The organism is Paenibacillus sp. CCS19, from assembly GCF_033239625.1.
In the GTDB taxonomy this organism is placed as follows: Bacteria; Bacillota; Bacilli; order Paenibacillales; family Paenibacillaceae; genus Paenibacillus_T.
In genome coordinates this window covers 1-21,992 of record NZ_BTCK01000010.1, presented here as the reverse complement: position 1 = coordinate 21,992, position 21,992 = coordinate 1, and the positions used below count along the sequence as shown (strand labels likewise).

General features: G+C 52.2%; 22 protein-coding genes. 17 read left to right on the top strand and 5 right to left on the bottom strand.

What is annotated here, in order from left to right:
* Positions 1 to 52: 52 nt before the first annotated feature.
* Entirely contained in the window at positions 53 to 940 is an 888-nt protein-coding gene (locus SBI19_RS09500; protein WP_483312262.1) for a cation diffusion facilitator family transporter, read from the bottom strand.
* A 346-nt stretch (positions 941 to 1,286) separates the two neighbouring features.
* On the opposite strand from SBI19_RS09500, the gene SBI19_RS09495 reads away from it, so the two are divergent.
* From SBI19_RS09495 to SBI19_RS09430, 14 genes are all read left to right on the top strand, one after another.
* Positions 1,287 to 1,748 carry a hypothetical protein gene (locus SBI19_RS09495; protein WP_317967374.1) on the top strand — a complete coding sequence of 154 codons (462 nt, stop codon included), beginning with the start codon at positions 1,287 to 1,289 and terminating at the stop codon, positions 1,746 to 1,748.
* Between the two features lie 117 nt (positions 1,749 to 1,865).
* Complete coding sequence (locus SBI19_RS09490) at positions 1,866 to 2,840, top strand: hypothetical protein (RefSeq protein WP_317967372.1); 975 nt, start codon at positions 1,866 to 1,868, stop codon at positions 2,838 to 2,840.
* Positions 2,841 to 2,987: 147 nt separating this feature from the next.
* Entirely contained in the window at positions 2,988 to 3,740 is a 753-nt protein-coding gene (locus SBI19_RS09485; RefSeq protein WP_317967370.1) for a class I SAM-dependent methyltransferase, read from the top strand.
* A gap of 72 nt (positions 3,741 to 3,812) precedes the next feature.
* Complete coding sequence (locus tag SBI19_RS09480) at positions 3,813 to 4,292, top strand: DinB family protein (RefSeq protein WP_317967368.1); 480 nt, start codon at positions 3,813 to 3,815, stop codon at positions 4,290 to 4,292.
* A 214-nt stretch (positions 4,293 to 4,506) separates the two neighbouring features.
* Positions 4,507 to 5,421: a DUF4097 family beta strand repeat-containing protein gene (locus SBI19_RS09475; protein WP_317967366.1), complete on the top strand. Its 915-nt coding sequence runs from the start codon at positions 4,507 to 4,509 to the stop codon at positions 5,419 to 5,421.
* 116 nt (positions 5,422 to 5,537) lie between these two features.
* Positions 5,538 to 5,831 (top strand): ArsR/SmtB family transcription factor, encoded by a 294-nt coding sequence (locus SBI19_RS09470; protein WP_317967364.1) that lies wholly within the window; start codon positions 5,538 to 5,540, stop codon positions 5,829 to 5,831.
* Between the two features lie 124 nt (positions 5,832 to 5,955).
* Complete coding sequence (locus SBI19_RS09465; RefSeq protein WP_317967362.1) at positions 5,956 to 6,963, top strand: NADP-dependent oxidoreductase; 1,008 nt, start codon at positions 5,956 to 5,958, stop codon at positions 6,961 to 6,963.
* Positions 6,964 to 7,683: 720 nt separating this feature from the next.
* The gene (helD, locus tag SBI19_RS09460; protein WP_317967593.1) at positions 7,684 to 10,104 is read left to right on the top strand and encodes an RNA polymerase recycling motor HelD; all 2,421 of its coding nucleotides are present in this window, start codon (positions 7,684 to 7,686) and stop codon (positions 10,102 to 10,104) included.
* Positions 10,105 to 10,312: 208 nt separating this feature from the next.
* Complete coding sequence (locus SBI19_RS09455) at positions 10,313 to 10,909, top strand: TetR/AcrR family transcriptional regulator (protein WP_317967360.1); 597 nt, start codon at positions 10,313 to 10,315, stop codon at positions 10,907 to 10,909.
* A gap of 257 nt (positions 10,910 to 11,166) precedes the next feature.
* Positions 11,167 to 11,934: an ABC transporter ATP-binding protein gene (locus SBI19_RS09450; RefSeq protein WP_317967358.1), complete on the top strand. Its 768-nt coding sequence runs from the start codon at positions 11,167 to 11,169 to the stop codon at positions 11,932 to 11,934.
* Positions 11,935 to 11,980: 46 nt separating this feature from the next.
* Positions 11,981 to 13,027, top strand: a complete 1,047-nt coding sequence (locus tag SBI19_RS09445) for an aliphatic sulfonate ABC transporter substrate-binding protein (protein ID WP_317967356.1) — start codon at positions 11,981 to 11,983, stop codon at positions 13,025 to 13,027.
* Positions 13,028 to 13,050: 23 nt separating this feature from the next.
* Entirely contained in the window at positions 13,051 to 13,836 is a 786-nt protein-coding gene (locus SBI19_RS09440; RefSeq protein WP_483312265.1) for an ABC transporter permease, read from the top strand.
* Between the two features lie 4 nt (positions 13,837 to 13,840).
* Positions 13,841 to 14,674, top strand: a complete 834-nt coding sequence (locus SBI19_RS09435; protein WP_317967352.1) for an ABC transporter permease — start codon at positions 13,841 to 13,843, stop codon at positions 14,672 to 14,674.
* 55 nt (positions 14,675 to 14,729) lie between these two features.
* Positions 14,730 to 16,076: an LLM class flavin-dependent oxidoreductase gene (locus SBI19_RS09430; protein WP_317967350.1), complete on the top strand. Its 1,347-nt coding sequence runs from the start codon at positions 14,730 to 14,732 to the stop codon at positions 16,074 to 16,076.
* A gap of 83 nt (positions 16,077 to 16,159) precedes the next feature.
* Here the strand turns inward: SBI19_RS09430 and SBI19_RS09425 are convergent, their stop codons facing one another.
* Positions 16,160 to 17,254: a stalk domain-containing protein gene (locus tag SBI19_RS09425; protein ID WP_317967348.1), complete on the bottom strand. Its 1,095-nt coding sequence runs from the start codon at positions 17,252 to 17,254 to the stop codon at positions 16,160 to 16,162.
* A gap of 253 nt (positions 17,255 to 17,507) precedes the next feature.
* Between SBI19_RS09425 and SBI19_RS09420 the strand changes: the two genes are divergently transcribed.
* Positions 17,508 to 18,008: an RNA polymerase sigma factor SigV gene (locus SBI19_RS09420; RefSeq protein WP_317967345.1), complete on the top strand. Its 501-nt coding sequence runs from the start codon at positions 17,508 to 17,510 to the stop codon at positions 18,006 to 18,008.
* Positions 18,005 to 18,877 (top strand): anti-sigma-V factor RsiV, encoded by an 873-nt coding sequence (gene rsiV, locus SBI19_RS09415; protein WP_317967343.1) that lies wholly within the window; start codon positions 18,005 to 18,007, stop codon positions 18,875 to 18,877. The genes SBI19_RS09420 and rsiV overlap by 4 nt, the downstream gene beginning before the upstream one ends.
* A 66-nt stretch (positions 18,878 to 18,943) precedes the next feature.
* On the opposite strand, the gene SBI19_RS09410 is transcribed toward rsiV, so the two are convergent.
* From SBI19_RS09410 to sfnG, 3 genes are all read right to left on the bottom strand, one after another.
* Positions 18,944 to 19,438 carry a pyridoxamine 5'-phosphate oxidase family protein gene (locus SBI19_RS09410; RefSeq protein ID WP_317967341.1) on the bottom strand — a complete coding sequence of 165 codons (495 nt, stop codon included), beginning with the start codon at positions 19,436 to 19,438 and terminating at the stop codon, positions 18,944 to 18,946.
* An 83-nt stretch (positions 19,439 to 19,521) separates the two neighbouring features.
* Positions 19,522 to 20,148 (bottom strand): AmiS/UreI family transporter, encoded by a 627-nt coding sequence (locus tag SBI19_RS09405; protein ID WP_317967339.1) that lies wholly within the window; start codon positions 20,146 to 20,148, stop codon positions 19,522 to 19,524.
* Between the two features lie 28 nt (positions 20,149 to 20,176).
* Positions 20,177 to 21,256, bottom strand: a complete 1,080-nt coding sequence (gene sfnG / locus SBI19_RS09400) for a dimethylsulfone monooxygenase SfnG (RefSeq protein WP_317967337.1) — start codon at positions 21,254 to 21,256, stop codon at positions 20,177 to 20,179.
* Positions 21,257 to 21,704: 448 nt separating this feature from the next.
* Here sfnG and SBI19_RS09395 point away from each other — a divergent pair.
* Positions 21,705 to 21,992, top strand: a 288-nt coding sequence (locus SBI19_RS09395) for a 3-hydroxyacyl-CoA dehydrogenase NAD-binding domain-containing protein (RefSeq protein ID WP_317967334.1), incomplete at its 3' end; no start/stop codon positions are given.

The following is a 21,992-nucleotide window of genomic DNA, read 5'->3' as shown; positions in this document are numbered from 1 at the left end:
CGCTCACGGCTGAGATCAGCGTGAGCGTTGTTTGGGTTTGGTAGATATTCAATTAAGCATAGAACGGATTCAGATGCACAAGCACTTCATCTACATCGTTGTGGCGATTCATAATGGACTGCTTGATTTCGCGCGAGATGTCATGTCCCTCTTGAATCGTCAGCTCAGCGGGGATGCTTACGCGAACATCGACCAGAATGTAATGGCCATGATCCCTTGCCCGCACGCGGTCGATCCGTTTCACATGTTCGATGGACTGGATGATCTTGCAGAAGTCGTCCAGCTTCTCCTTGCTGACATTGGTCTCCATCAGCACGTTCGTGGCCTCTTTGCCGATATCGATCGCCAACTTCAAGACGAAATACGACACGATAATGCCCGCAACCGGGTCTCCATACGATAAGTAGGTGATCTCGTAATGCTCACCGATAAGGGAAAGGCTGATGCCGAGCACGGCGGCGATCGAGGCATATACATCGGCAAGGTGGTCATAAGCCGTTGCCAGCAGCCCTTTGGAGTTCGACGCCCGGCCTAATTGAATCGTGTATCGGTACAGCCAGAATTTCCACACTAACGAAATAAAAGCAGCCAGCAGTGCGATATAACTTGTCGGTTCGGGGTCTGCGAACAACCCTAGAATCGCATGATAAGCCATATAGATCGACGCGGCGGCCAAGATAAGGCCAACGATACCGGACGCGAGCACTTCCGCCTTGCCGTGTCCATAGGGATGATCCTCATCCGCCGGACGCTTCGAAATTTGCATAGAGCCTAGGGCAGCGCCTGTTGCGATAACATCGCCCGCGTTATGTACGCCATCGGCCAAGAGAACGGGACTATTGAATACAACCCCAACTGCGATCTTGCCTACGGTTAGAAAAATATTGCTGAATAAGCTTATCCAAACGGCGATGATGGATTGATTACTGTCCTTACTCAATACAAGTGCCTCCATTGTTCACAATATCCTGTGTCATTATAGTTTACAGAAACGGTGTGGGTCTAGAGAAACAGTCTTGCCCCAATCAACCACTTTTCGTTGTGACCAAAGAAGTTTTAACGCGCTAATAGTTTTGCCTTGGGCCAACTATTCGCACTCTTCGATAGTATTCCACTTCGAAACGGTGCTAAATCATGGGAGACGTAATCTTAACAGTTAGATGGAGGCATGAGTTAAGTTTACATATTAGTCTTGAGACTTTAAAATAAAGTTATCAAGACTGTTTACAAGTCTTGAAAGTAGATGTTAATATTGTTCTAAGACAATTATCGAGAGGTGAAGATAAGTGAGAATGACGTTAGAGATTGATCTGAATGATATCGATTCGTTAAAGCAGGCGAGAGATTTGCTGGATTTCCATCTCGGCCAGCTTCAAGGCCAGCAAGGGAAGGCGAAGCAGCCGTCAGAATCGTCAGCATCCACTTCGGAGCAGGTACAGGAGCAGGAAAGTGAGCACCTTAAGATGCTCAAACGTTTTGCCGATGGCTTATCGCCTAAGCAGGAGAAGGTGTGGGATTATTTCCTTGCGCATCCCGGTCATGCGATCGCTACGGATTTGAAGGCGGCGATTCCAGAGCTGCAGCCGCAAGGCGCTATAACGGGCGTGTTCAAGGCGACGCAGCGCTGGGTCTCGATGGGCGGCCAGCGAGAGACGAGCCCTTTTGTAGCGGTTGATTGGTCGAAGGCCCATGGCTGCGGGATTTATCGGGGCTTAAGCCAGGAAGAGATCGATTACCTTACACAATAATCCTATTCGGATCGGAGCGGAGGATAACATGGTACTGAACATGCTCCGCCAAGTAGGGAAGCAAGAGCAAGAGAATACATAATTCCAACAGAAGCCGATAGATGAGGAGATACTTGAATGGACGAGCAGCAGTGGACCATCTCGCAGGCACAATATCAGACCTTGATTTCCTATATGGGATGCGGCAATTTCCCGACTGCCAAGATTGTGTTCTTCGGCATTGAAGAAGGCACTGGCGGTTATAAGATTCCGGAGAATGTTGTTGCTCGGGCGGAAACCTTCGGACAGTTCGAGAATGGCACTATAGTATCGTCTTTCACACCGGGCAGCAGAGAAGATGGCTTTTGGGAGCCTGACGCTCAACATGGCGGACATAAAGTTCGTCATGTGTTAGGCCTTCCTCCAGATGTTCCGTTCACGGGCGGTCACTACAATCCATTAATTGCACGGATAAGCCTGGCGCTTGAACAGCCACAGACAAACCCGAATCACTGGTTCCGTCTGTACCCTGACGATCTGGATGCCAGTGCAGAGATCAGACGAAGAATCGGACAACTTTATCGCAAAAATTCCGAGTGTAGAATAGATTTCGCACTGACGGATTGGCGTCCGCTGCCGAGGCCTAATATGAAGCAGTGGTACCTTGAATACAGCACCGTCAGCAAAAAGCTGTTTAATAAAGCCTTCGATAATATCGATTTCAAACGCGTCCATCAAGACGACTTCAGTCATTATACGAACGATACGATCAAGCGGGCGCGTCTGCTCCATCAATTGATTACGTCCTTCTCTATTCCCCTTATCATCGGCTTGGGCAAAATTCCAACAAAGCGAGTGCTCCTAGAGAAAATCTTCCCCGGGCTGCAGTTTGAATCGTTCCAATCGACGGTCTTCCCTAACCATCCGGGACTGCTCGGCCGAGTGCAGCTCAACGGTCAGATGCTGCATGTGCTGCTGCTGCCTTTCCCAGACCCAAGCCGAGATCCATGGAAGTCGAATAATGGCGATGTCCGCCCAGGCATATTCGCCCTGCAGTATTATCAAGAGGTTACCAGCCAGTTCATCAAGCCTTTAGTTGAACCTTATCTATAAAATCATATTTCGTTTCGGAATCAGCCGCTCCAAGGCAGGAGCGGCTTATGGTCTTGCGCTCAGAAGGGTATCGACCCCTTAATATGGAATATATTATGTTAGTTCTAACTAGTAGTAGTCTCTAGTCCAATTAGGAGTGAAATACCCGTGAGCAGTTACTATGGCGAGCTTTGTACCAAATTATATGAGATAGACAAGTCAATTGCTGCAGGCAAAGAGCTTGAGTTCTACCTATCTTTTGTGGATCGCAGCAATCCGAGGTTCCGCGTGCTTGAGCCGATGTGCGGGAACGGTCGGATGCTCATTCCTTTTATGCAAAATGACATTGCAATCGACGGCTTCGACATCTCCGAGGATATGCTCCAGGCGTGCCGGGCGAAAGGTGAGCGGTTAAATCTTACGCCGCAGGTGTCGCTGCAGAAGATTGAGGAGTTCGTCAGTCCGAACCGTTACGACCTTATTATGATCCCATTCGGATCGTTCTCGCTGCTGCCCGATGAGCTAGTTGGGCCAAGTCTTGCGAATATGAAGGCTGTTCTTGCGGACGGCGGCAAGATGCTGCTGACCACTATGATGAAATACGACGGCATCGTCGAGATTCCAGATTGGCAGGAGTCGAGCAGGAAAGACGTCGACGACGGATGTATGGTGACCTATCGGAAGGTTCAATACGACCAGGAGCGGGCTATGCTTCTCACCCAGTTAAAATACGAGTTCGTGAGGAATGATCAAGTCATACAGACGGAACGGATGGATTTCCCGCTGCGCCTTTATGAATTTGGAGAATTCGAAGGCGTGCTAGAGGCGAACGGCTTCCAGCACGTGCTGCACGATGTGAAGGACGGGTACGGAGCGGGCACAAGCTTCCATGTATTCGAATGCCAACCGGTCCGCACCTAGTCCAAGTTTGAAGAGAGGCTGCTGCATTGGCTATAATAAGAGGGACATTGATATTATGGAGGGAACATACCTATGTACCGCGTGACTGAAGATTTTGTACAAGATTGGGCTGTATCGGCGCAAGGAACGCTTGCAGTTATGAATTCCATTACGGATGAGACGATGGCGACTGCAATTGTAGAAGGACACAGCACACTCGGCTGGCTGGCTTGGCACTTGACGAGTACGGCAGGTTTCTTCGGACAACTCGCTGGCCTGCAAATTCCAGGCGTAGGCCACGGCGCTCCAATTCCGGCCCACATTACGGATATCATCAGCAAGTATGAGGAAATCAACGAGGCTTATGCGCGTGAAGCGGTCAAGCTGTCGAACGAGCAGCTGGTGGAGGAGATCGATGCATTCGGTCGTAAAATGCCACGCGGCAAATTCCTGCGCCTGCTGGTTGATCATCAGACGCATCACCGCGGTCAAATGACGGTTCTGCTCCGTCAGGCTGGCCTGCCGGTGCCGGGCGTTCTTGGCCCGACGCGCGAGATGCAGCCGAATAAATAAGCTCACAAGAACCGTGATAGCATTACGCTATCACGGTTTTTTAATACACGGTAGTTGTGCAGGAACATGCGGCCAGAGCTTCGAACCCCGACCAAAGTCCATGGCCCGAACCGTTCCGCAGCAGGTATGTGCCAGCTCCCAATTGATGTAAACTGAGTCTAAGATAAACGCATGGAGCAAGACCTCTTAGGTCAATAGGGAGGAATCAAATAAGATGAGCATGAAACGGTTTGTCGGCTTTATATTAATTCTGGTCGGCGTTGTTTTCTTCATCCAATATCAGTTCGGCGGCAGCGGCGGCAAGAGCACAGATTATGATAAGACGTGGACTTTCGACAATAACGAGCTGCAAGAGCTTGCGATTACAACGGATAGCATGGGCTTGGATGTGAAGTTCGTGAAGAGCACGGACGGCAGCAACGCTGTTCGGATTGCAGGGCGAGCGAAAGAAGATATCGTAGATAACGTGAAGAGCACGAAGCTGGAAGACGGACGATTGGACATCGACCTCAATGGCAAATGGCATTGGGGCTGGAGCTTCACCGAATTCCGTTCGAGCGAGCAGACCGTAACCGTGTCGCTGACCGATGAAGCAGCGCAGCAACTCAAGGCTTTGAATATTAGCGGCGACTCCAGCTCCGTGAAGGTTACAGGGGCTGCCGCATTGAACGGAAGCATCAAGACGGATTCGGGCAGCATTCGACTGGAGAACTACGAGGGAGAAGGGCTGTCGGTGAAATCGGATTCCGGGAGTATCAGGCTTGACGATTATAAGGGCGATACGTTATCGATCAAGTCAGACTCGGGCAGCATTCAGGCGGAGAACGTTCACGCGGAATTGAAAGCCGTCTCCGATTCAGGCAGCATTACGATCGATCGTTTGACCGGTGAAGCCGAAATAAGTACGGACTCGGGCCGGATTCAACTGGCGAAGGCCGATGATAAAGGCGCCACTGTGAAGAGCGATTCCGGCAGCGTGAGAATCGAAGTGCCTGCTTCATACGGCGGCGCCTACGATCTGGATTCCGATTCGGGATCGGTCCGTGAGCCGGATCAGCAAGGTACGTCCGGCGAAGTGATCAAGGTTCGCACGGATAGCGGCAGCATACGAGTTGAGCAGGGGCAATGATAACACAGGGCCACTCCACGATGGAGCGGCTCTTTGTTATATAGCTATCGCCATGCTGACCAATTGGAAATCGCTTGAGCTTGACAATGGTTCATCCTAATCGATAGGATAGTTGTATGACTATCAAACAATCGACTGTTGATGACGACAAGCGGGCACTTGCCTTCAAGGCACTGTCAGAGAAGAAGCGAATCGAGATCGCACGTTACCTTCAGGAGCAGCCTGACCATAACAGCTGCGGCGAAATCGCCAGAGCTATGGGGATGGATAAATCCAACGTAACGTATCATCTGAAGATCATGTACGACGCAGGCCTCATCCGCTATGTGCGCGAAGGCCAGAATAAGAAAATTTTCTTGCAAGAGGATCAATTTCAGGCCATATTGCCAGGTTTCTTGGACAGCCTATAAGGTGCCGGGGACCTTATTTTTTGGACATATAGTTTGAAAGTTTTAAAACTATTAATCGAATTCGCTTGCTGTCATCTAGCTCAATTGTTACACATTATCTATAGACGAAAGTGGGAACTATGCCATGATGAATAAACAAATTACGCTGCAATCGCGTCCGCAAGGGTATCCGACAGACGATACATTTGCCGTGAAGGAAGCGCCGGTTCGTCAGCCGGAAGAGAACGAAGTTGTCGTCAAATCGCTCTATCTGTCTGTCGACCCGTACATGCGCGGAAGAATGAGTGCAACCAAGTCATACGTCGAGCCGTATCGGATCGGCGAGGTCATCGAAGGCGGCGGTGTAGGTGAAGTTGTAGAGTCGCGTTCGGAGCAGTTCAAACCAGGCGACAAAGTGCTCGGCATGCTGAACTGGCAGCTGTACAGCGTGCATAACGCCAGCGCGCTTCGCAAGGTTGATGATCAGGTGGCCCCACTGTCGGCGTACCTTGGCGTTATCGGCATGACCGGCCTGACGGCGTACTTCGGCTTGATGGATATCGGACGTCCGAAGGCAGGAGAGACCGTCGTTGTTTCCGGCGCGGCAGGTGCGGTCGGATCGATCGTTGGGCAGATCGCTAAAATTCAAGGCGCACGCGTCGTCGGCATCGCGGGAACGGATGAGAAAACGAAGTGGCTGACGGAAGAGCTTGGCTTCGATGCCGCAATCAACTACAAAGAGGCAGATGATCTATCCGCGGCAATCGCGCAGGCTTGCCCGCAGGGCGTGGACGTTTACTTCGACAACGTCGGCGGTGCGGTTACGGACGCAGTCATGAACCATCTGAACGACTACGCGCGAATTCCGCTGTGCGGTTCCATCTCGGCTTACAATGATGCCTCCGGAGGCGGTGACATCGGCCACCGCCCTTACGTGAAGCTAATCAAGACGCGTTCGCTTATGAAAGGTTTCGTGCTCGGCGAGTATATGGATCGTCTGCCGGAAGGCGCCCGAGCGCTGGGCCAGTGGCTGTCCGAAGGCAAGCTTCGTTATGAAGAGACGATCTTCGAGGGCTTCGATCGTATGCCGGAAGCATTCATGGAATTGTTCAAGGGCTCTAACATTGGCAAAATGCTCGTGAAGATTGACTAAAGACGGCCGTAAATGCTGCATATCGCTCGCTATGTACAGCCGTGCGAAATAATAAAGCCCCATCCGCCTAATCGGTGGATGGGGCTTGTTTGTTCTTTGCAGCTGCAAGCACACTGCTCGGGCAGCGATGCACATTCATCGAGACACGATAAGCAGTGTCTCGAAGGCAATCATGCTGGCTAACGAATTATAGAGATCTAATTTTGCGTGCTTATGCCGATGTGAGAATGCTAACGAACTAAGGAGACGCTAAATAGTGATGGACAGGCTTACCTTCGTCCTTGAAGGTCCACTAGTGACGCTGGGGTTCGTTAGCATGGAACATATTGCATTGGCGCGACAATAGCGCGTTCTCCGTTCCTTAGCGGGCCGAACGTTCCTCAGCCAGCACATATGTTCATCCAATAGGATCTACATCGCTAGTCGGCTGCAGCTTCTGTGCCCTCGAGTTTGCATGGCGCTGTGCGTACCGCTGTTACAGCAGCCATGAGCGTGACCGATCATGTACCTGGAAATAAAAAAACCGGCCATCAGCCGGATTATGTAACATATGTAATTGCACGCAAAGAGTTGAAGTGGTATGATTAGAAAACCACTGGACACTTTTTTGTCGGTAAGCAGAGTTAATGCATCTTACTTACAAATTAATCTTACCATGATGATTGAAACAATGTCAAATGTTTTTTTGTGAATTCGGGAAGGAGTGTTTTCGTAGCCATGATGAACGAACAGGACTGGAAGCAGGAGCAGGAACGGCTGGATCAGGTGACGGAGAAGCTGCAAGCGAGAATCGAGCAGCTCGAGCCGGAAGTAGCTGGACTTCGCAATCAGGCAAGCGACATTCGCAAACGATTCTGGGAAGAAGTGACGGTCAATACAGGCTCGCACGAAGATTTCGAGGAGACGGTCTACAGTATCAGCCAACAGGAGGCGCTGTTATCGGATCGCGAACGCAGCTACCGGATGCGGCAGCAGCAATGGCGCAGCGTGAACCGATTGCTGCCGTCGCCGTACTTCGGACGAATCGACTTCAACGAGGACGGTCTGGGCCTCACCGAACAGATCTATATCGGCGTTTCCTCCTTCGCGGATACGGATGGCATGAGCTTCTTGATTTATGACTGGCGTACGCCGATCGCGAGTATGTATTATGATTTTGCGCCTGGGGCGGCTGCATACGACACGCCTGGCGGTCAAATTACAGGGGAGATGGAGCTGAAGCGGCAGTACCAGATCCGCGGGGGCAAGCTCCAGAACGTATTCGATACGAGCGTAACGATCGGCGACGAGCTGCTCCAGCAGGTGCTGGGCAAAGGCGCAGACCCTCAGATGAAGAGCATCGTGGCCACGATTCAGAAGGAGCAGAATGCCATTATTCGCAATGATAAAAGCCGAATGCTCATCGTGCAGGGGGTTGCCGGCAGCGGCAAGACATCTGCAGCGCTTCAGCGGGTCGCCTACTTGCTGTACAAACACCGCGAGCGGCTGAAGGCCGACCAGATCGTGCTGTTCTCGCCTAACCCGATGTTCAACAGCTATGTGTCGACCGTGCTGCCTGAGCTAGGTGAAGAAAATATGCAGCAAGCGACCTTCCAAGAGTATTTGGAATATGGAATCGGCAAAGGAATGCAGCTGGAGGATCCGTTCGACCAGATCGAATTCGTCCTGAACGAGCAGTCTACGCAAGCGTATCAGGCAAGGCTGCAGGCAATTGCCTATAAGGCTTCTGACGCGTACCTTCAGGCGCTGCGGAATTATGCGGATTGGCTGGGACGCGAGGGCATGCAGTTCCACAGCATCCGGCTGCGGGACCGCGATCTCATTACGGCGGAGCAGATGAGCGCCCAATTCTATGGATATGATCCTTCGATCCGTCTTGCGAATCGGGTTGTGCTGCTGCAAGAGTGGCTGTTGAAGCAGCTTGCGGCGCTGGAACGCAAGGAGCTTGAGGCCGATTGGGTAGAGGAAGAGATCAACTATCTCGACAACGACCAGTATGCCGCCATCGATAAGGAGCTGCGGGACGATCGAAGCATCTTCGAATTTTCTCAGCTGTATGAGGATGCCCGCGAGAAGATGAGCAACAAGCTTCGGCGGGACGAAGGGGATATCGACTACGCCGAGCAGGAGGAAGAGCTGCTGCGCAAGATGGTGGTGAAGGAATACTTCGCGCCGCTGCGGCGCAGCGTGAAGCGAATGAAATTCATCGACGTACTCAGCCTGTACACGCAGCTGTTCACGGATAAGGATACTTATGTGGCGATGACCGGAGAGACGCAAGTGCCGGAGCTGTGGACCGACATTTGCGAGCAGACGAAGGAGAAGCTTAGCCGCCGTGAACTGTACTACGAAGATGCGACACCGTTCCTGTATATGAAGGAGCTGGCAGAGGGCAGCCGGATGAATACGCAGGTACGGCATATATTCGTCGATGAGGGTCAGGACTATTCGATGTTCCAATACGAGTTTCTCAAGAGGCTGTTCCCACGCGCACGGATGACGGTGCTCGGGGACTTCGGGCAGGCGATTTTCACGCAGGCGACGGAGCTGTACGGGGCGCAATCGCCGCTGATTCAGCTATACGGGGAGTCGGAGACAAGTCTGATTCGCCTCGTTCGCAGCTATCGTTCGACGCGCGAGATTGTGGCGTTCACGAAGTCGCTGTTGATCGGAGCGCAGGAGATCGTACCGTTCGACAGAGGCGGGGAGAAGCCGCTCCTCTTGCAGGTCGAGAATGCCGATCAGCTGGCTTCATCCGTGTCCGAGCAGCTAGCGGTTCTTCGAGCAGAGGGCTATGATTCGATCGCCGTCATCACGAAGACCGCAGCGGAGAGCAGTGAGGTGTATGAGCTTCTGAAGGCGCAGGACTGCCCTTCGCTGCGGCTCATTACGAAGCAGACGCCTACGTTCGAGAAGGGAACGCTCGTCATTCCAGCGTATCTGGCGAAAGGTGTTGAGTTCGACGCGGTCATTATTTACGATGCCTCGTCCAGCACGTATTACCGTGAGAGCGAGCGCAAGCTGTTCTATACCGCGTGTACGCGTGCGATGCATCGACTTGTCCTATGCTCAGCAGGAGAATGGACACCGTTCCTGGCGCAGACGGACGCGTCGTTGTATGAGGAAGGTTCTTTTGCATAGAAAAATGGCAGCACGTGTGTTGAAGTTAATTTAGGAGTGGAGCAAGCTCCGTAATTAGGGCCGGCCAGGGTAACCTGGTTGGCTTTTTTTGTTTCAGTCATACAGCTGTTCCTGACACTGGAGTGGGAAGTGAATGCTGTGAAAAGCAGCATCGCTCAAATGGAAAACCACTGCTATAATGGATGTCGAGAAAGGGGCTGCATCATTCATGTCGCCAAGAAATATAGAGAGGGACATTCAACAAAGGGAGATCAGAATCAATCATATTCTCGACTCCGCCCTCGAGATTATTGCGGTCAAAGGCATTGGCTCGGTAAATATCAACGATATCGCTGCAGCAGCAGGCATGGGCATCGGGAGCCTGTATCACTATTTCAAGTCCAAGAACGAGATCATCAGCGAGATTCTGAGAAGAGGTCAAACCGACTACAGGAGACATGTCACCCACATTGCGGAGCAGGAATGCAATGCGCTGGACAAGCTCCACCTGCTATGCGACTCATGGCTGGCATTGGACAATAGCTGGGCATACACGATTCTCATCCATACCGCACGTCTGTCCGATGCTTCTTCCGAGGAGATTCGCAAGGCTGTAACGGACCGCTTTACGAACAACCTTGGTCCGGTCGCAGAGATTATGGGGCAAGGACAAAGGGATGGTCTCGTCGTAAAAGGTGAACCGCTGGAACTGGCTTATTATTTCGTAAGCTTAATTCAAGGACTGACGCTTCAGAAAATGCCGGGAACTGAGGTGCCGATCCGCGCACAGGCCAGTTCGATTATCGCTTTATTCACTGCAAGATAACGGCAGTCATTATTCCCTAGTAAGTTTATGTGCTTTATTTGAGAAACGGCATTGACAACCACTATTAGCCACTGCTACAATTTAGCCATCCACAAACCGAATAAAGATTCGGTTTGTAACAGAACGTACATCGATCGATCCACTGGACGACCAACGATTGATCATGCATTCGACCCGAGGGCAAAGGCCCTATTTTTTTCAATATTAAACCCGAGTAAACAGGTGTGAAAAATAAATTTAAGCGGAGGCGGCATCTCATGCTGAATATTGAGCGTTTGAACAAAACGTTCGCTGCTCCTGCAGGACCGGTTGTCGCGCTAAGCAATATTCGGCTGCAAGTGGAGCAGGGACAATTCATTACCTTCATCGGACCAAGCGGGTGCGGTAAGAGTACGCTGCTCAAGATCGTAGCCGGAATCGATACGGCTTATGAAGGAACGGTGGAGTTGAACGGCAGAACGATTACGGGTCCTGGAGTGGACAAAGGGTTTATTTTTCAAGAACCCCGCTTGTTCCCTTGGTTGACCGTCGAGAAGAATATCGCTGCCAATCTGCCGCTGAGCAATCCGCAGGTTCGCAAGCAAGTCGACCAACTGATCGAGCTGGTTCGGCTGAAGGGCTTCGAGAAGGCTTACCCGAAGGAGTTGTCAGGCGGTATGGCACAGCGTGTCGCGATTGCGAGAGCGCTGCTGCGCAAACCGGAAATTCTGCTGCTCGACGAACCGTTCGGAGCGCTCGACGCTTTCACCCGAGCTCACCTGCAAGAGGTGCTGCTGGACATCTGGCAGAACAGCAAGACGACGATGTTGTTCGTCACGCATGATTTGGACGAAGCTGTATTCCTAGGCGAGAAGGTTGTCATTATGAATCCTCGCCCAGGTCACATTCGCAAAGTCATTGATATTGATCTCCCCTATCCGCGCAAACGGGTCGGGCCTTACTTCCAGGAAATTCGTACCCGCGTCCTCAGCGAGTTCGAGAAGGTCGAGCAGCCGCCGCTGATCGATCACGGTGCTGGCATTTAATTCGTACGAACCGAACTAATTATCGATTTTAAGGAGATGCGTATAGATGAGAAGAAAATATGGCTTTATCGCGTTAGTGCTTGCTCTGGTATTGGTCGTAGCGGGCTGCGGCAATTCGAATAAAGAGGATAAATCCTCTGACTCCGCCAGCACGACAACGAGTTCGAAGGAAGGCGCTTCGACGACGCCTGCTTCCTATGACGGTGTGACGGTGAAGATCGGCGTGCAAGGCAAAGGCGGTCTGTTCGGCAAAGCGCAGGAAGAGAAATGGTTCGAAGACGCGTTCGGCGAGCTGGGCGCTAAGGTAGAGTGGGTCGAGTTTCAGAGCGGTCCTCCAATGATTGAAGCGATGGCTTCGAATCACCTCGACTTCGCTGGCATGGGCAACATGCCGCCGGTTTCTGCACAAGCAGCGGGCATTGATTTCAAGATCATCTCGCAGATGCTGGACGGCAAGAACAATGTGGCAATCATCGTTCCTACGGACAGCGACATCAAGTCGATCGCCGATCTGAAGGGCAAGAAGGTTGCCGTTACGAAGGGCAGCAACGCTTATAACTTCCTCTATCGCGTGCTTGATAAGGCGGGTCTGACGAAGTCGGATATCGAAGAGATTCAATTGCAGCCAGACGAAACGCAGCCTTCGTTCGAAGGCGGCAAAGTAGATGCTTGGGCGGTATGGGATCCGTACATTTCCTTGAATACGCTTAGCGGCAAAGCTCGCGTGCTCGCCGATGGCGAAAGCGAAGGCGTATTGTCTCCGTCGTTCCAATTGGTTCGCAGCGATTTCGCGAAGCAGTATCCGGATCTAGTAACGCTGTACCTGAAGACGTTCGAGAAGACTCGCCAATGGGAAGCGGGCAACCAAGATGAAGCCTTCCAGCGTTACGCTGACGAGCGCAGCATTCCGGTTGAACTGATCAAAGGCATTCAGTCCCGTTCCACGATGATCAATATTCCAGTAAGCGACGAGACGATCGCCGATCAGCAGAAGACGGCTGACTTCCAGCTGGAGCTTGGTACGATTCGCAAACAGATCAACGTAGCTGACGTATTCGACAATCAATACATCGAAGCGGCGCTTAAACAATAAGAAGAGGTGCGGCCATGCAGATCATGAGAAATAAGCTTATGTTCCGGGCTATTCATCTCCTGATCGGGATGCTCATTCCGCTGGCAGTCATCATCATCTGGCAGATTGCGTCCGTGAACGGGTGGGTGAATGCCGTACTAATCCCGCCGCCGAAGGATATCGTCGATGAATTCGGGCGGATGCTCTCCTCAGGTGAGCTGCTGTCGAACCTGCGCATCTCGGCAGGGCGTGCAGCGCTTGGGTTCTTGTTCGGCGGAGGGCTCGGCTTGGCCGCTGGCTTATGGGTCGGCTTCTCGCTCAAGGCGGAGCGGCTGCTCGATCCGTCGCTGCAGCTGCTGCGCACATTGCCTCATTTGGCGGTAGCGCCATTGTTCATTCTATGGTTCGGTTTCGGTGAAACATCGAAAATCGTGCTGATTGCGAAGGGGGCGTTCTTCCCCCTCTATGTGAATACGTTCTTGGGTGTTCGCTCGGTTGATCGCAATCTGTTCGATGTAGCACGTGTATTAGAATTCACGAGATGGCAGACGATCACGAAGCTGATTCTGCCTGCCTCGCTTCCTTCCATCTTCCTCGGCGTCCGGCTCTCGATTGCAGTAAGCTGGCTCGGATTGGTCGTCGCAGAGATGATGGGCTCGAGCTCCGGGCTGGGCTATATTATCAACGATGCACGATCGTTCTCGCTGACGTCTGTTATTTTTGTCGGGATTATCGTGTTCGCGATTGTCGGCAAGGTAACCGATTCACTGGTGAGACTGGCGGAGAAAAGACTGCTGCGCTGGCGGGATTCCTTAGGCGGGGAGGGTTAATGAGATGAGTACGAACGATGTTACGTTGGTTTCGAAGGCGGTCGACAAGAAAGCTTCGATCAGCCAGAAACGCCGAACGGGGCTGCCGAACTGGCTGCAAGGCTGGATCCTGCCTGTTGCCGTGCTCGTCTTATGGGAAGCGGCCTCGGCGCTTGGGTTGGTGTCCGACTCGGCGCTCCCAGCACCTTCTCGAATCGCGAAGGCATTCTGGCAGTTGTGCGTAAGCGGCGATATGGCTGAGCATCTCACGAGCAGTGCAATTCGCGCTGGCGGAGGCTTTCTTCTTGGCGGCGCAACAGGTTTGCTGCTGGGCATATTCACAGGCCTCGGCAGATGGGCGGAGCGAACGCTCGACCCGACGATTCAGATGCTGCGGACGGTTCCGCTTCTGACGCTCATTCCGTTGTTCATTCTGTGGTTCGGAGTAGGCGAATTCTCGAAGGTGCTGCTTATTGCGCTTGGCTCTTTCTTCCCGCTATACTTCCACACCCATCTCGGAGTGCGCAGCGCGGACCGCAAGCTCTATGAGGTAACGCGTATTCTGCAATATTCCAAGCTTCATCTGCTTACGAAGCTCATTATTCCTGCGGCACTGCCGAACATTCTGCTCGGCATCCGGTTATCGGTCGGCGCCTCCTGGCTGCTGCTTGCCGTAGCTGAGATGATGGGCGCAAGCGCCGGAGTCGGCTATATGATTCAAGATGCGCGTGTGTATGCACAGACCGATATTGTGTTCGTCGGCATCATTATGTTTGCCTTGGTCGGCAAGCTGTCGGATTCGATCGTTCGGATGGTAGAGCGCAGATGCCTGCGCTGGGACAACAATTATAAAGGCTGATATGCGCCATATAGGCTTACGAATAGCATGGATCATTAGAAAGCGAGGGACGAACATGGCTCGACAACGACAAGGCCAGCTTCATCTAGGTGCATTCATTTATTTTACCGGACATCATCACGCTGGATGGCGTCATGCGGAATCAGGCGTGGAGCAGATGTTCGACATCAATTGGTATAAGCGGATCGCTCAAACGGCGGAGAGAGGCAAGTTCGATATGATCTTCTTCGCGGATCTGCTGCACTTGATCTACCCGAACCGTGCTGCCGCAGGCATGCTGGACCCAGTGGCGCTGCTATCGGCATTGTCGGTCGTGACGGAGAAGATCGGTCTGACGGCAACGCTGTCGACTACCTATAACGAGCCATACAATGCCGCTCGCCGCTTCGCGACACTGGACCATCTCAGCGGCGGCCGGGCTGGCTGGAACATCGTGACGTCCCAGGTGGATACGGAAGCGCACAACTTCGGCAGAGCGAAGCATCCGGAGCACGCGACGCGTTACGAGATGGCGAAGGAATTCGTCGACGTTGTGACTGCGCTGTGGGACAGCTGGCCGCAGGAGTCGATCGTCATGGATCGGGCATCGGGCACATTCGCCGATGAATCCAAATTTAATAAGGCCGATTACAGCGGGCAGTGGTATTCCACGAACGGATTGCTAAACGTACCGCGTCCGCCGCAAGGCTACCCGGTGCTCATTCAAGCGGGTTCTTCCGGGCCGGGGCAGGACTTTGCCGCAAGCGTCGGCGAAGTGATCTTCACCGCACAGACGTCGCTGACTGCTGCGCAAAGCTTCTATCGTACCGTTAATGAGAAGCTGATCGGAGTCGGCCGCGAGCGGGGCAGCTTGCTCATTATGCCGGGGCTGTCACCGATCCTCGGCTCGACCGAAGAGGAAGCTCGCCGCAAGGAGCGGGAGCTGCTGGATCTGATCGATCCGCAGGAAGCGGTCATGATGGTGTCGGGCATGCTGCAGACGGACCTGAGCGGCTACCCAGCGGATGGACCGCTGCCGGACATTCCGGATCCGGTCGAAGCAAGCAATGGAATGAAGAGCCGTGTTCAGCTCATTATGGATCTTGCGCGCAAAGACAACTTGTCCATTATCGAGCTTGGACGCAGACTTCTCGGCGCACGGGGCCATATGCAGTTCGTCGGTACGCCGGAGCAGCTGGTCGACCTTATGGAACAATGGTTCGACGGCTATGGCTGCGACGGCTTCAACATCATGCCGCCGGTCCTGCCGGGCGACCTTGACGACTTCGTCGACCATGTCGTGCCCGTGCTTCAGCGCCGCGGACTGTATCGTGAGGAATACGAGGGTTCGACGCTTCGCGAGCATCTGGGCCTCGCGAAGCCGTCGATCGACCACTTCAAGAAGCTGGTGGCCAAGGCTTAATGTAATTTCACCTATTACGCTCAGCAAGCAATCATGTTATAACAAAAAGGCACCCGTCGCGGGTGCCTTTTTCTCATGCCTGCTTACTCTGCGAACGATACGCTTGCTCCTATAATCTCGCTGAAGAAGCGGACCGGCACATACATTTTGCCTCCAATCAAGACCGGAGCAGCGCCGAGCGATTTCGTCGTCTGATCTACCGCGTATTGATCCTTGCCTGTCATGACGCTCGTTTTGAAGGAAGCGCCCTCCATCGTCAGCTCTGCGGACCGCTGCACCGCATTCCACTTAATCTTGAACCCTAATGCCTCTGCCACACTGCGAAGAGGGAGCAGAGACGCCTTGCTATTCGCATCCGTCAGCGCTGCAGCTGTTGTTTGTTTACCGTCGAAGCTGATTGCAATGGCATCGCCACTGTAGCCCTCACTCTCCGACAAACCTGTCTTGTTCAGTGCAATTCGGAACTCGGGTACGCCGACATAGCCCGGCGCGATCGAATATTTTGGGAATACGATGACGGCTTCATTGTTCTCGATATAGAAGGGTTGCTCTTCGCTAATCCCGTTGAAGTCATCCGCGAAGTATTGGTCCGGATTCGCGCTCATGGCCTTGCGAATCTGTGCATCAATGACGGTTTTATAATCGGGTCCGAACAGCTCGGGCAGCGTAACTCGCGCCGCTTCACTCAGGTTGCGAATCGTGTAGGTGTCCACCCTCGGCATGCTCGTTCCTCCCGTAAACCCCTCTGTCGTGATAACCAGCGAGACGATGCCATTGTCTGCGCCGTCTGATTTCTGCTCATAGCTGATGTAGAGCTCGTAAGGATGGTACGTATAGCCGTCCGATGCAGCTTGTTCGCTTGCGCTTGCGGCCTCCTGCTCCCAGTAAGCGAGGTCCTTCTGCGCATGGGACAACAGAATGTCGTTCAACTGCTCCTGATAGTGCGTATCCAGCATGCCTGCCAGCTGCGGAACACGAATGCTGGTGTTCAGCAGATCGGTCTTGGAGGTAAGCACCTGCTCCTGTATCGTGACGGACTGCATCAGCTTAGATGCGATGGGAACCGCTGCAACAGGGGACAGTAAGGGAGCGGCAGATACGTTAGCGGCACCTCCGACACTAATGGCGCTTACGCACAGCGTGAAAGCAACGCCTAATTGAAGAACATGTTTTCTCATAAATTGGATCTCCTCGTGGTTTGAAATTGGAACATCTGCAAGACACACGAGCAGTGAGATAAAGTTTGGCCGTCACATAATGTTCACAATCGGTTGGGAAAAATGAGGAGTGTCCGATTTTCGCAAACTTTTGCCCTAGGCTCCGTCGTCTTGCCTGTGGTTAACCAAGCAGGTCTCATACAGATACAGATATAGATCAGCTACTCTCTGGCTCTGTACATTGTCATGACAACAAGAGGAGCGATATCCCATTGTGAGCAGTCGAAACTCCGCACTCATTCCATTCATTATGGAGCATCAGGACAACATCTATCGATTAGCTTTCAGCTATGTCCATAACAAAGAGGATGCGCTGGACATCGTCCAGGACGCCATCTATAAAGCGATGAAGACGAAGTCGCCGCTGCAGGACGGCGGCGCGATCAAGAGCTGGTTCTATCGTATCGTCGTGACCACGGCGCTCGACTTATTGAAGAAGCGCAAGCGGGTGCAGCCGATCGAAGATGAGCAGCTGCACGCCTTCCTGGAAGACTCAGAGGATCGCTATCCCGATGTGGATATGAGACGTACGTTGGAGCAGCTTCCGGACAAGTATCGGATCATCATTGTGCTGCGTTATTTTGAAGATATGAAGATCGAGGAAGTGGCAGAGGTGCTGCATGAGAATGTGAGCACGGTGAAGACGCGTCTGTACCAGGCACTTCGTCTATTACGAATGGAAATGACATCATATGAGCAGGAGTTGTCCCGATGAATCCCCGTCTCGAGCAATTGAAAGAGCAGTATTCGCAAATCCCGATACCTGAGGAACTGAATGTTGTCGTGCTTCAAGCTTTGAACCGAGGCAGCAGAAGAAGGACGGCCCGCCGCCGGTGGATTTCCGCTGCCGCAGCAGCGCTTCTCATTGTCCTCGCAGGTATCAATGCAAGTCCCGCCGTCGCCAACGCCTTTGCCTCCATTCCTGGCATCGGGCAATGGGTGAAGGTTGTCACGATACGTGAATACGTCGTAGATGAAGAACGGCATAATGCCGATATTAAAGTTCCTGAGATTTCGAATCTCGGGAATGATGCACTAAGTGACGCGTTGAATGAGAAGTATCTGGCCGAAGGCAAGCAGCTGTACGAACAATTCCAGAAGGATATGGAGGAGCTGAAGGATGGCCATCTTGGCGTGGATGCCGGGTATATCGTGAAGACGGACACCGAGGATTTATTAGCGATTGAGCGATATGTCGTCATCTCGATGGGATCGTCGGAGGAGAAGCTGAAGTACGACACGGTCGACAAGCGCAACCACATCGTGCTGACGCTGCCGATGCTGTTCAAGAACGATCAGTATGTACAGGCGATCAGTAATAACATTATTGAGCAGATGAAGCAGAGGATGATTGACGATCCGAACCAAATGTACTGGGTGGAAGACGCAGAAGCTGACATATCTGCAGATGAAACGTTCAAGACGATCACGCCGGATCATAATTTCTACATCGATGCATCTGGGCACCTCATCATCGTCTTCGACAAATACGAAGTAGGTCCTGGCTACATGGGTGTGCAGCAGTTCACGATTCCAACTGCCGCTATCGCAGATCTGCTGACGAGCAGCCAATATATTAAGTAGCAGCCGAACCGGCTTGTCTGATTAGGCGCAATAACCCCCTCCACTGCTGGAGGGGGTTTGCTCATTCTAATGCAACTCAACGGACTGATTCAGGTCAGTCCCTTCCGTGTTCCGGCCAATCAGCCTGCTGAACAGAAACTTCGCCATCTTGAACTTGTTATGATAATCCCAATATTCGGCCGCGTCCGCGTTTACTTTGATAAGAACGAGATTGGGATCGTCATAGGTCGTTTCGAGCAGCTTCTCGTACATCGGATTCCAGAATTGCCGGACCTTCTCCGCGCTCTCGACCAACTCGGCTTCACCTCGAACGGAGACGTACGATTGTCCGGCATAAGCGACGTTGACCTGTTTATTATGAAGCAGCTCATGGAATTTGCTCGTATCCTTCTTCGTCAGAAACCATAGTGTCCCATCGAAAGCGGCATCCTGTGTCTTCATGGGACGTGAAACTAACCCTTCTTGAGATACGGTTGTCAGCATGGCGTATTCAATGTCTTTAATCAATTTATACACGGTTTCGATTGCTTCTTCGTTGTGAGAGGCAGCGTCCATTGTCATCGTTATTGATCACCTTTACTCGCATGGATTTCTGACTAGTATGTCCGATCAAGCTGTGGTCTACATGCGGGCAGATGATGGCCTTAGGCCGATACCGGCTCCGAACTGCCTTGTCTGTATTTGATTGTCTGGCGGGTCCGATAATACAGCGCGATGAAGGTAATAACGAATAAGAGCGAGATGATCTCGGCGAGCGCCGTGCTTACCTGATCCCATTGGCCGATGAGGATCAGGAAGCCAGGGATTGTAGCGGTGAGCAAGGCTTCGATTAGCGTGACCCATCCTGTAAGAACGGCAATATTTTTGTTCAATGCGAGCAGTAAGAAGAATAACGTCCATAAGAATGCCCACATGAGCCAAATGATCCCGAACTTCACGTCATCGAATTGGGTGAAGCTTATTGTCGAGTAGGCGAGAGCAAGAACGGCAACCCACAGCGAGAACCAGCCGATACCCGATGAGCTATAATTCGTCAGATTGGATATGCCTACGAATAAGAACGTTAATCCGAACAGGAAGACGCCGGATGCGTTGAAGATTGTCCACTGGTCGGCACCAGCGGTGAAGATGACATAGAACGGCGTAATGATTTGAATGGCGCCGATAAAGATGTTGAACAGGCCGGCGCTCTTCTGGTCCACATGTCCAAGCAGCATCAGCGCGTTGAGAAATAGGACGGCTCCACATAGCATGAGTCCAACGGTTTGCATGGAACGATTCCTCCGATATCGATAAGATCTAATGGGTTAATAATTGGTCCGCAAGCTCGACTTCCCTTGCCCGGACGAGTGGAATGACTTGTTCGCCGAATGCTTGAATATCCTCATCGTAGTGAAGGAAGCCGGTTAGAATAAGATCGACCCCGATCTTCTTCAGCTCGATAATGCGGTCTGCGACCTGCTCAGGCGTGCCGATTAATCCTGTCTTGAAGCCATCGTTATATTGCACAAGATCGTTGTAATCGGAGTTCGCCCACATGCCTTCCCGCTCAGGAGACGCTTTGCCGGCAAACTGAACTTGGCTTCGGAAGCCCTCTACCGCTTCGGGATCGGAATAAGCGATGATGTCCCGCAGCACTTGCCGGGCCTCTTCTTCTGTATCCCGAACGATAACGAAGGCGTTCACCCCAAACTTAATGCTGCGGCCGTTGACAGCGGCGAGCGCCTTCACTTCTTCGATTTGCTTCTTGAAGCCGTCGATTGTGTTGCCGTTCATGAAGTACCAATCGGACACTCGCGAAGCCATCTGCCGGGCGGCAGAGGAGTTGCCCCCTTGGAACACCTGTGGGACTGAAGCGGGCTTCGGCTTCAATGGCGCACTATTCAAGCGATAGAAGTCTCCTCGGAAGTTTGTCTCGTCCTTCGTCCATAGATCGCGCAATACTCGGATAAATTCCTCTGATCGGCGATACCGCTCATCGTGATCAAGCCAAGGCTCGCCGTAGCTTTGGAACTCCCCCTTGAACCATCCGCTTACAATATTGATGGAAGCACGCCCATGACTGATCTGATCAATGGTGGAGAGCATCTTGGCCACCGTGCCTGGATGCCATAGTCCAGGGAGTACGGCTGCGATTAGATTAATCTTAGTGGTGACGGTTGCGAGAGCAGATGCGAGCGCAATAGCCTCCAGCTGATTCTCGGCACCGTAACTTGCAATGAATCTTGTCTGCAGAAGAGCATACTCGAACCCGGCTTCTTCGGCGATTTGCGCATACTTGGCATTGTCTTCGAACGACCATCCTGTGCGCTGCGGGATTTTGGAGATGACCAGCCCTCCACTAACGTTTGGAACCCAATAAGCAAATTTCAATGACATGCGTATCGCTCCTTTGAATGAATTGGATTGGATATATCAAGAGGTAAGCCTCGTGGCGTCTAATTACATTAATCCGATGTAAATTATAAGATTTATAGCCTCATTATATCGATCCGCATGAGGTTTACAACAATCAGATTGTTGCATTGTGATGCGAATCCGACGATTGTGAATCGGTCTGTCGTGAATCTACGAGATAATCCTATAAATCGATTTGTTATGTGTGAATAGAGAATTGGAGGCAGAGGAGGGGATGTAATCGACGCAGCGATGGAGTCGGTGAGAGCGAGTTGGGTGTCGCGGTTTACTGCTGTTGTTTTTCCGACGAAGCGATCGTAATCGTTGGATTCGGGCTTCTTCTTCTTGTGCTTACATGCCGCTATTTGCATGACATACGATCTCTCAGGGCAACCTGAAACGTCATCAATCGTTGCAAAGGAGAATGGCGATGGATTTCCACAATGTCACGGTGGCCGGGAGCGGCGTGCTCGGCAGTCAAATTGCGTACCAGTCCGCATTCAAAGGATTCAAGGTTACCGTCTACGATATTAATGATGAGGCGCTCGATAAGGCCAAGGATCGAATTGCGAAGCTGAAGCAGCGGTATCAGGAAGATCTAGGCGCTTCGCGGCAAGATGTTGATGCGGCATACGAGCGGTTGTCCTTCAACAGTTATTATGAACGAAACAGACTCCCCGAATTGCAACACCTTAGGTTACTTTTGGGAATAATGGCG

Excerpts from the sequence above, each read along its gene's own strand:
- SBI19_RS09435 (WP_317967352.1), top strand. The coding sequence starts at position 13,841 with ATGAGTACGAACGATGTTACGTTGGTTTCGAAGGCGGTCGACAAGAAA.
- sfnG (WP_317967337.1), bottom strand. The coding sequence starts at position 21,256 with ATGTCATTGAAATTTGCTTATTGGGTTCCAAACGTTAGTGGAGGGCTG.
- SBI19_RS09455 (WP_317967360.1), top strand. The coding sequence starts at position 10,313 with ATGTCGCCAAGAAATATAGAGAGGGACATTCAACAAAGGGAGATCAGA.
- SBI19_RS09425 (WP_317967348.1), bottom strand. The coding sequence starts at position 17,254 with ATGAGAAAACATGTTCTTCAATTAGGCGTTGCTTTCACGCTGTGCGTA.
- SBI19_RS09465 (WP_317967362.1), top strand. The coding sequence starts at position 5,956 with ATGATGAATAAACAAATTACGCTGCAATCGCGTCCGCAAGGGTATCCG.
- helD (WP_317967593.1), top strand. The coding sequence starts at position 7,684 with ATGAACGAACAGGACTGGAAGCAGGAGCAGGAACGGCTGGATCAGGTG.
- SBI19_RS09475 (WP_317967366.1), top strand. The coding sequence starts at position 4,507 with ATGAGCATGAAACGGTTTGTCGGCTTTATATTAATTCTGGTCGGCGTT.
- SBI19_RS09450 (WP_317967358.1), top strand. The coding sequence starts at position 11,167 with ATGCTGAATATTGAGCGTTTGAACAAAACGTTCGCTGCTCCTGCAGGA.
- SBI19_RS09405 (WP_317967339.1), bottom strand. The coding sequence starts at position 20,148 with ATGCAAACCGTTGGACTCATGCTATGTGGAGCCGTCCTATTTCTCAAC.
- SBI19_RS09470 (WP_317967364.1), top strand. The coding sequence starts at position 5,538 with ATGACTATCAAACAATCGACTGTTGATGACGACAAGCGGGCACTTGCC.
- SBI19_RS09410 (WP_317967341.1), bottom strand. The coding sequence starts at position 19,438 with ATGACAATGGACGCTGCCTCTCACAACGAAGAAGCAATCGAAACCGTG.
- SBI19_RS09445 (WP_317967356.1), top strand. The coding sequence starts at position 11,981 with ATGAGAAGAAAATATGGCTTTATCGCGTTAGTGCTTGCTCTGGTATTG.
- SBI19_RS09490 (WP_317967372.1), top strand. The coding sequence starts at position 1,866 with ATGGACGAGCAGCAGTGGACCATCTCGCAGGCACAATATCAGACCTTG.
- SBI19_RS09440 (WP_483312265.1), top strand. The coding sequence starts at position 13,051 with ATGAGAAATAAGCTTATGTTCCGGGCTATTCATCTCCTGATCGGGATG.
- SBI19_RS09480 (WP_317967368.1), top strand. The coding sequence starts at position 3,813 with ATGTACCGCGTGACTGAAGATTTTGTACAAGATTGGGCTGTATCGGCG.
- rsiV (WP_317967343.1), top strand. The coding sequence starts at position 18,005 with ATGAATCCCCGTCTCGAGCAATTGAAAGAGCAGTATTCGCAAATCCCG.
- SBI19_RS09430 (WP_317967350.1), top strand. The coding sequence starts at position 14,730 with ATGGCTCGACAACGACAAGGCCAGCTTCATCTAGGTGCATTCATTTAT.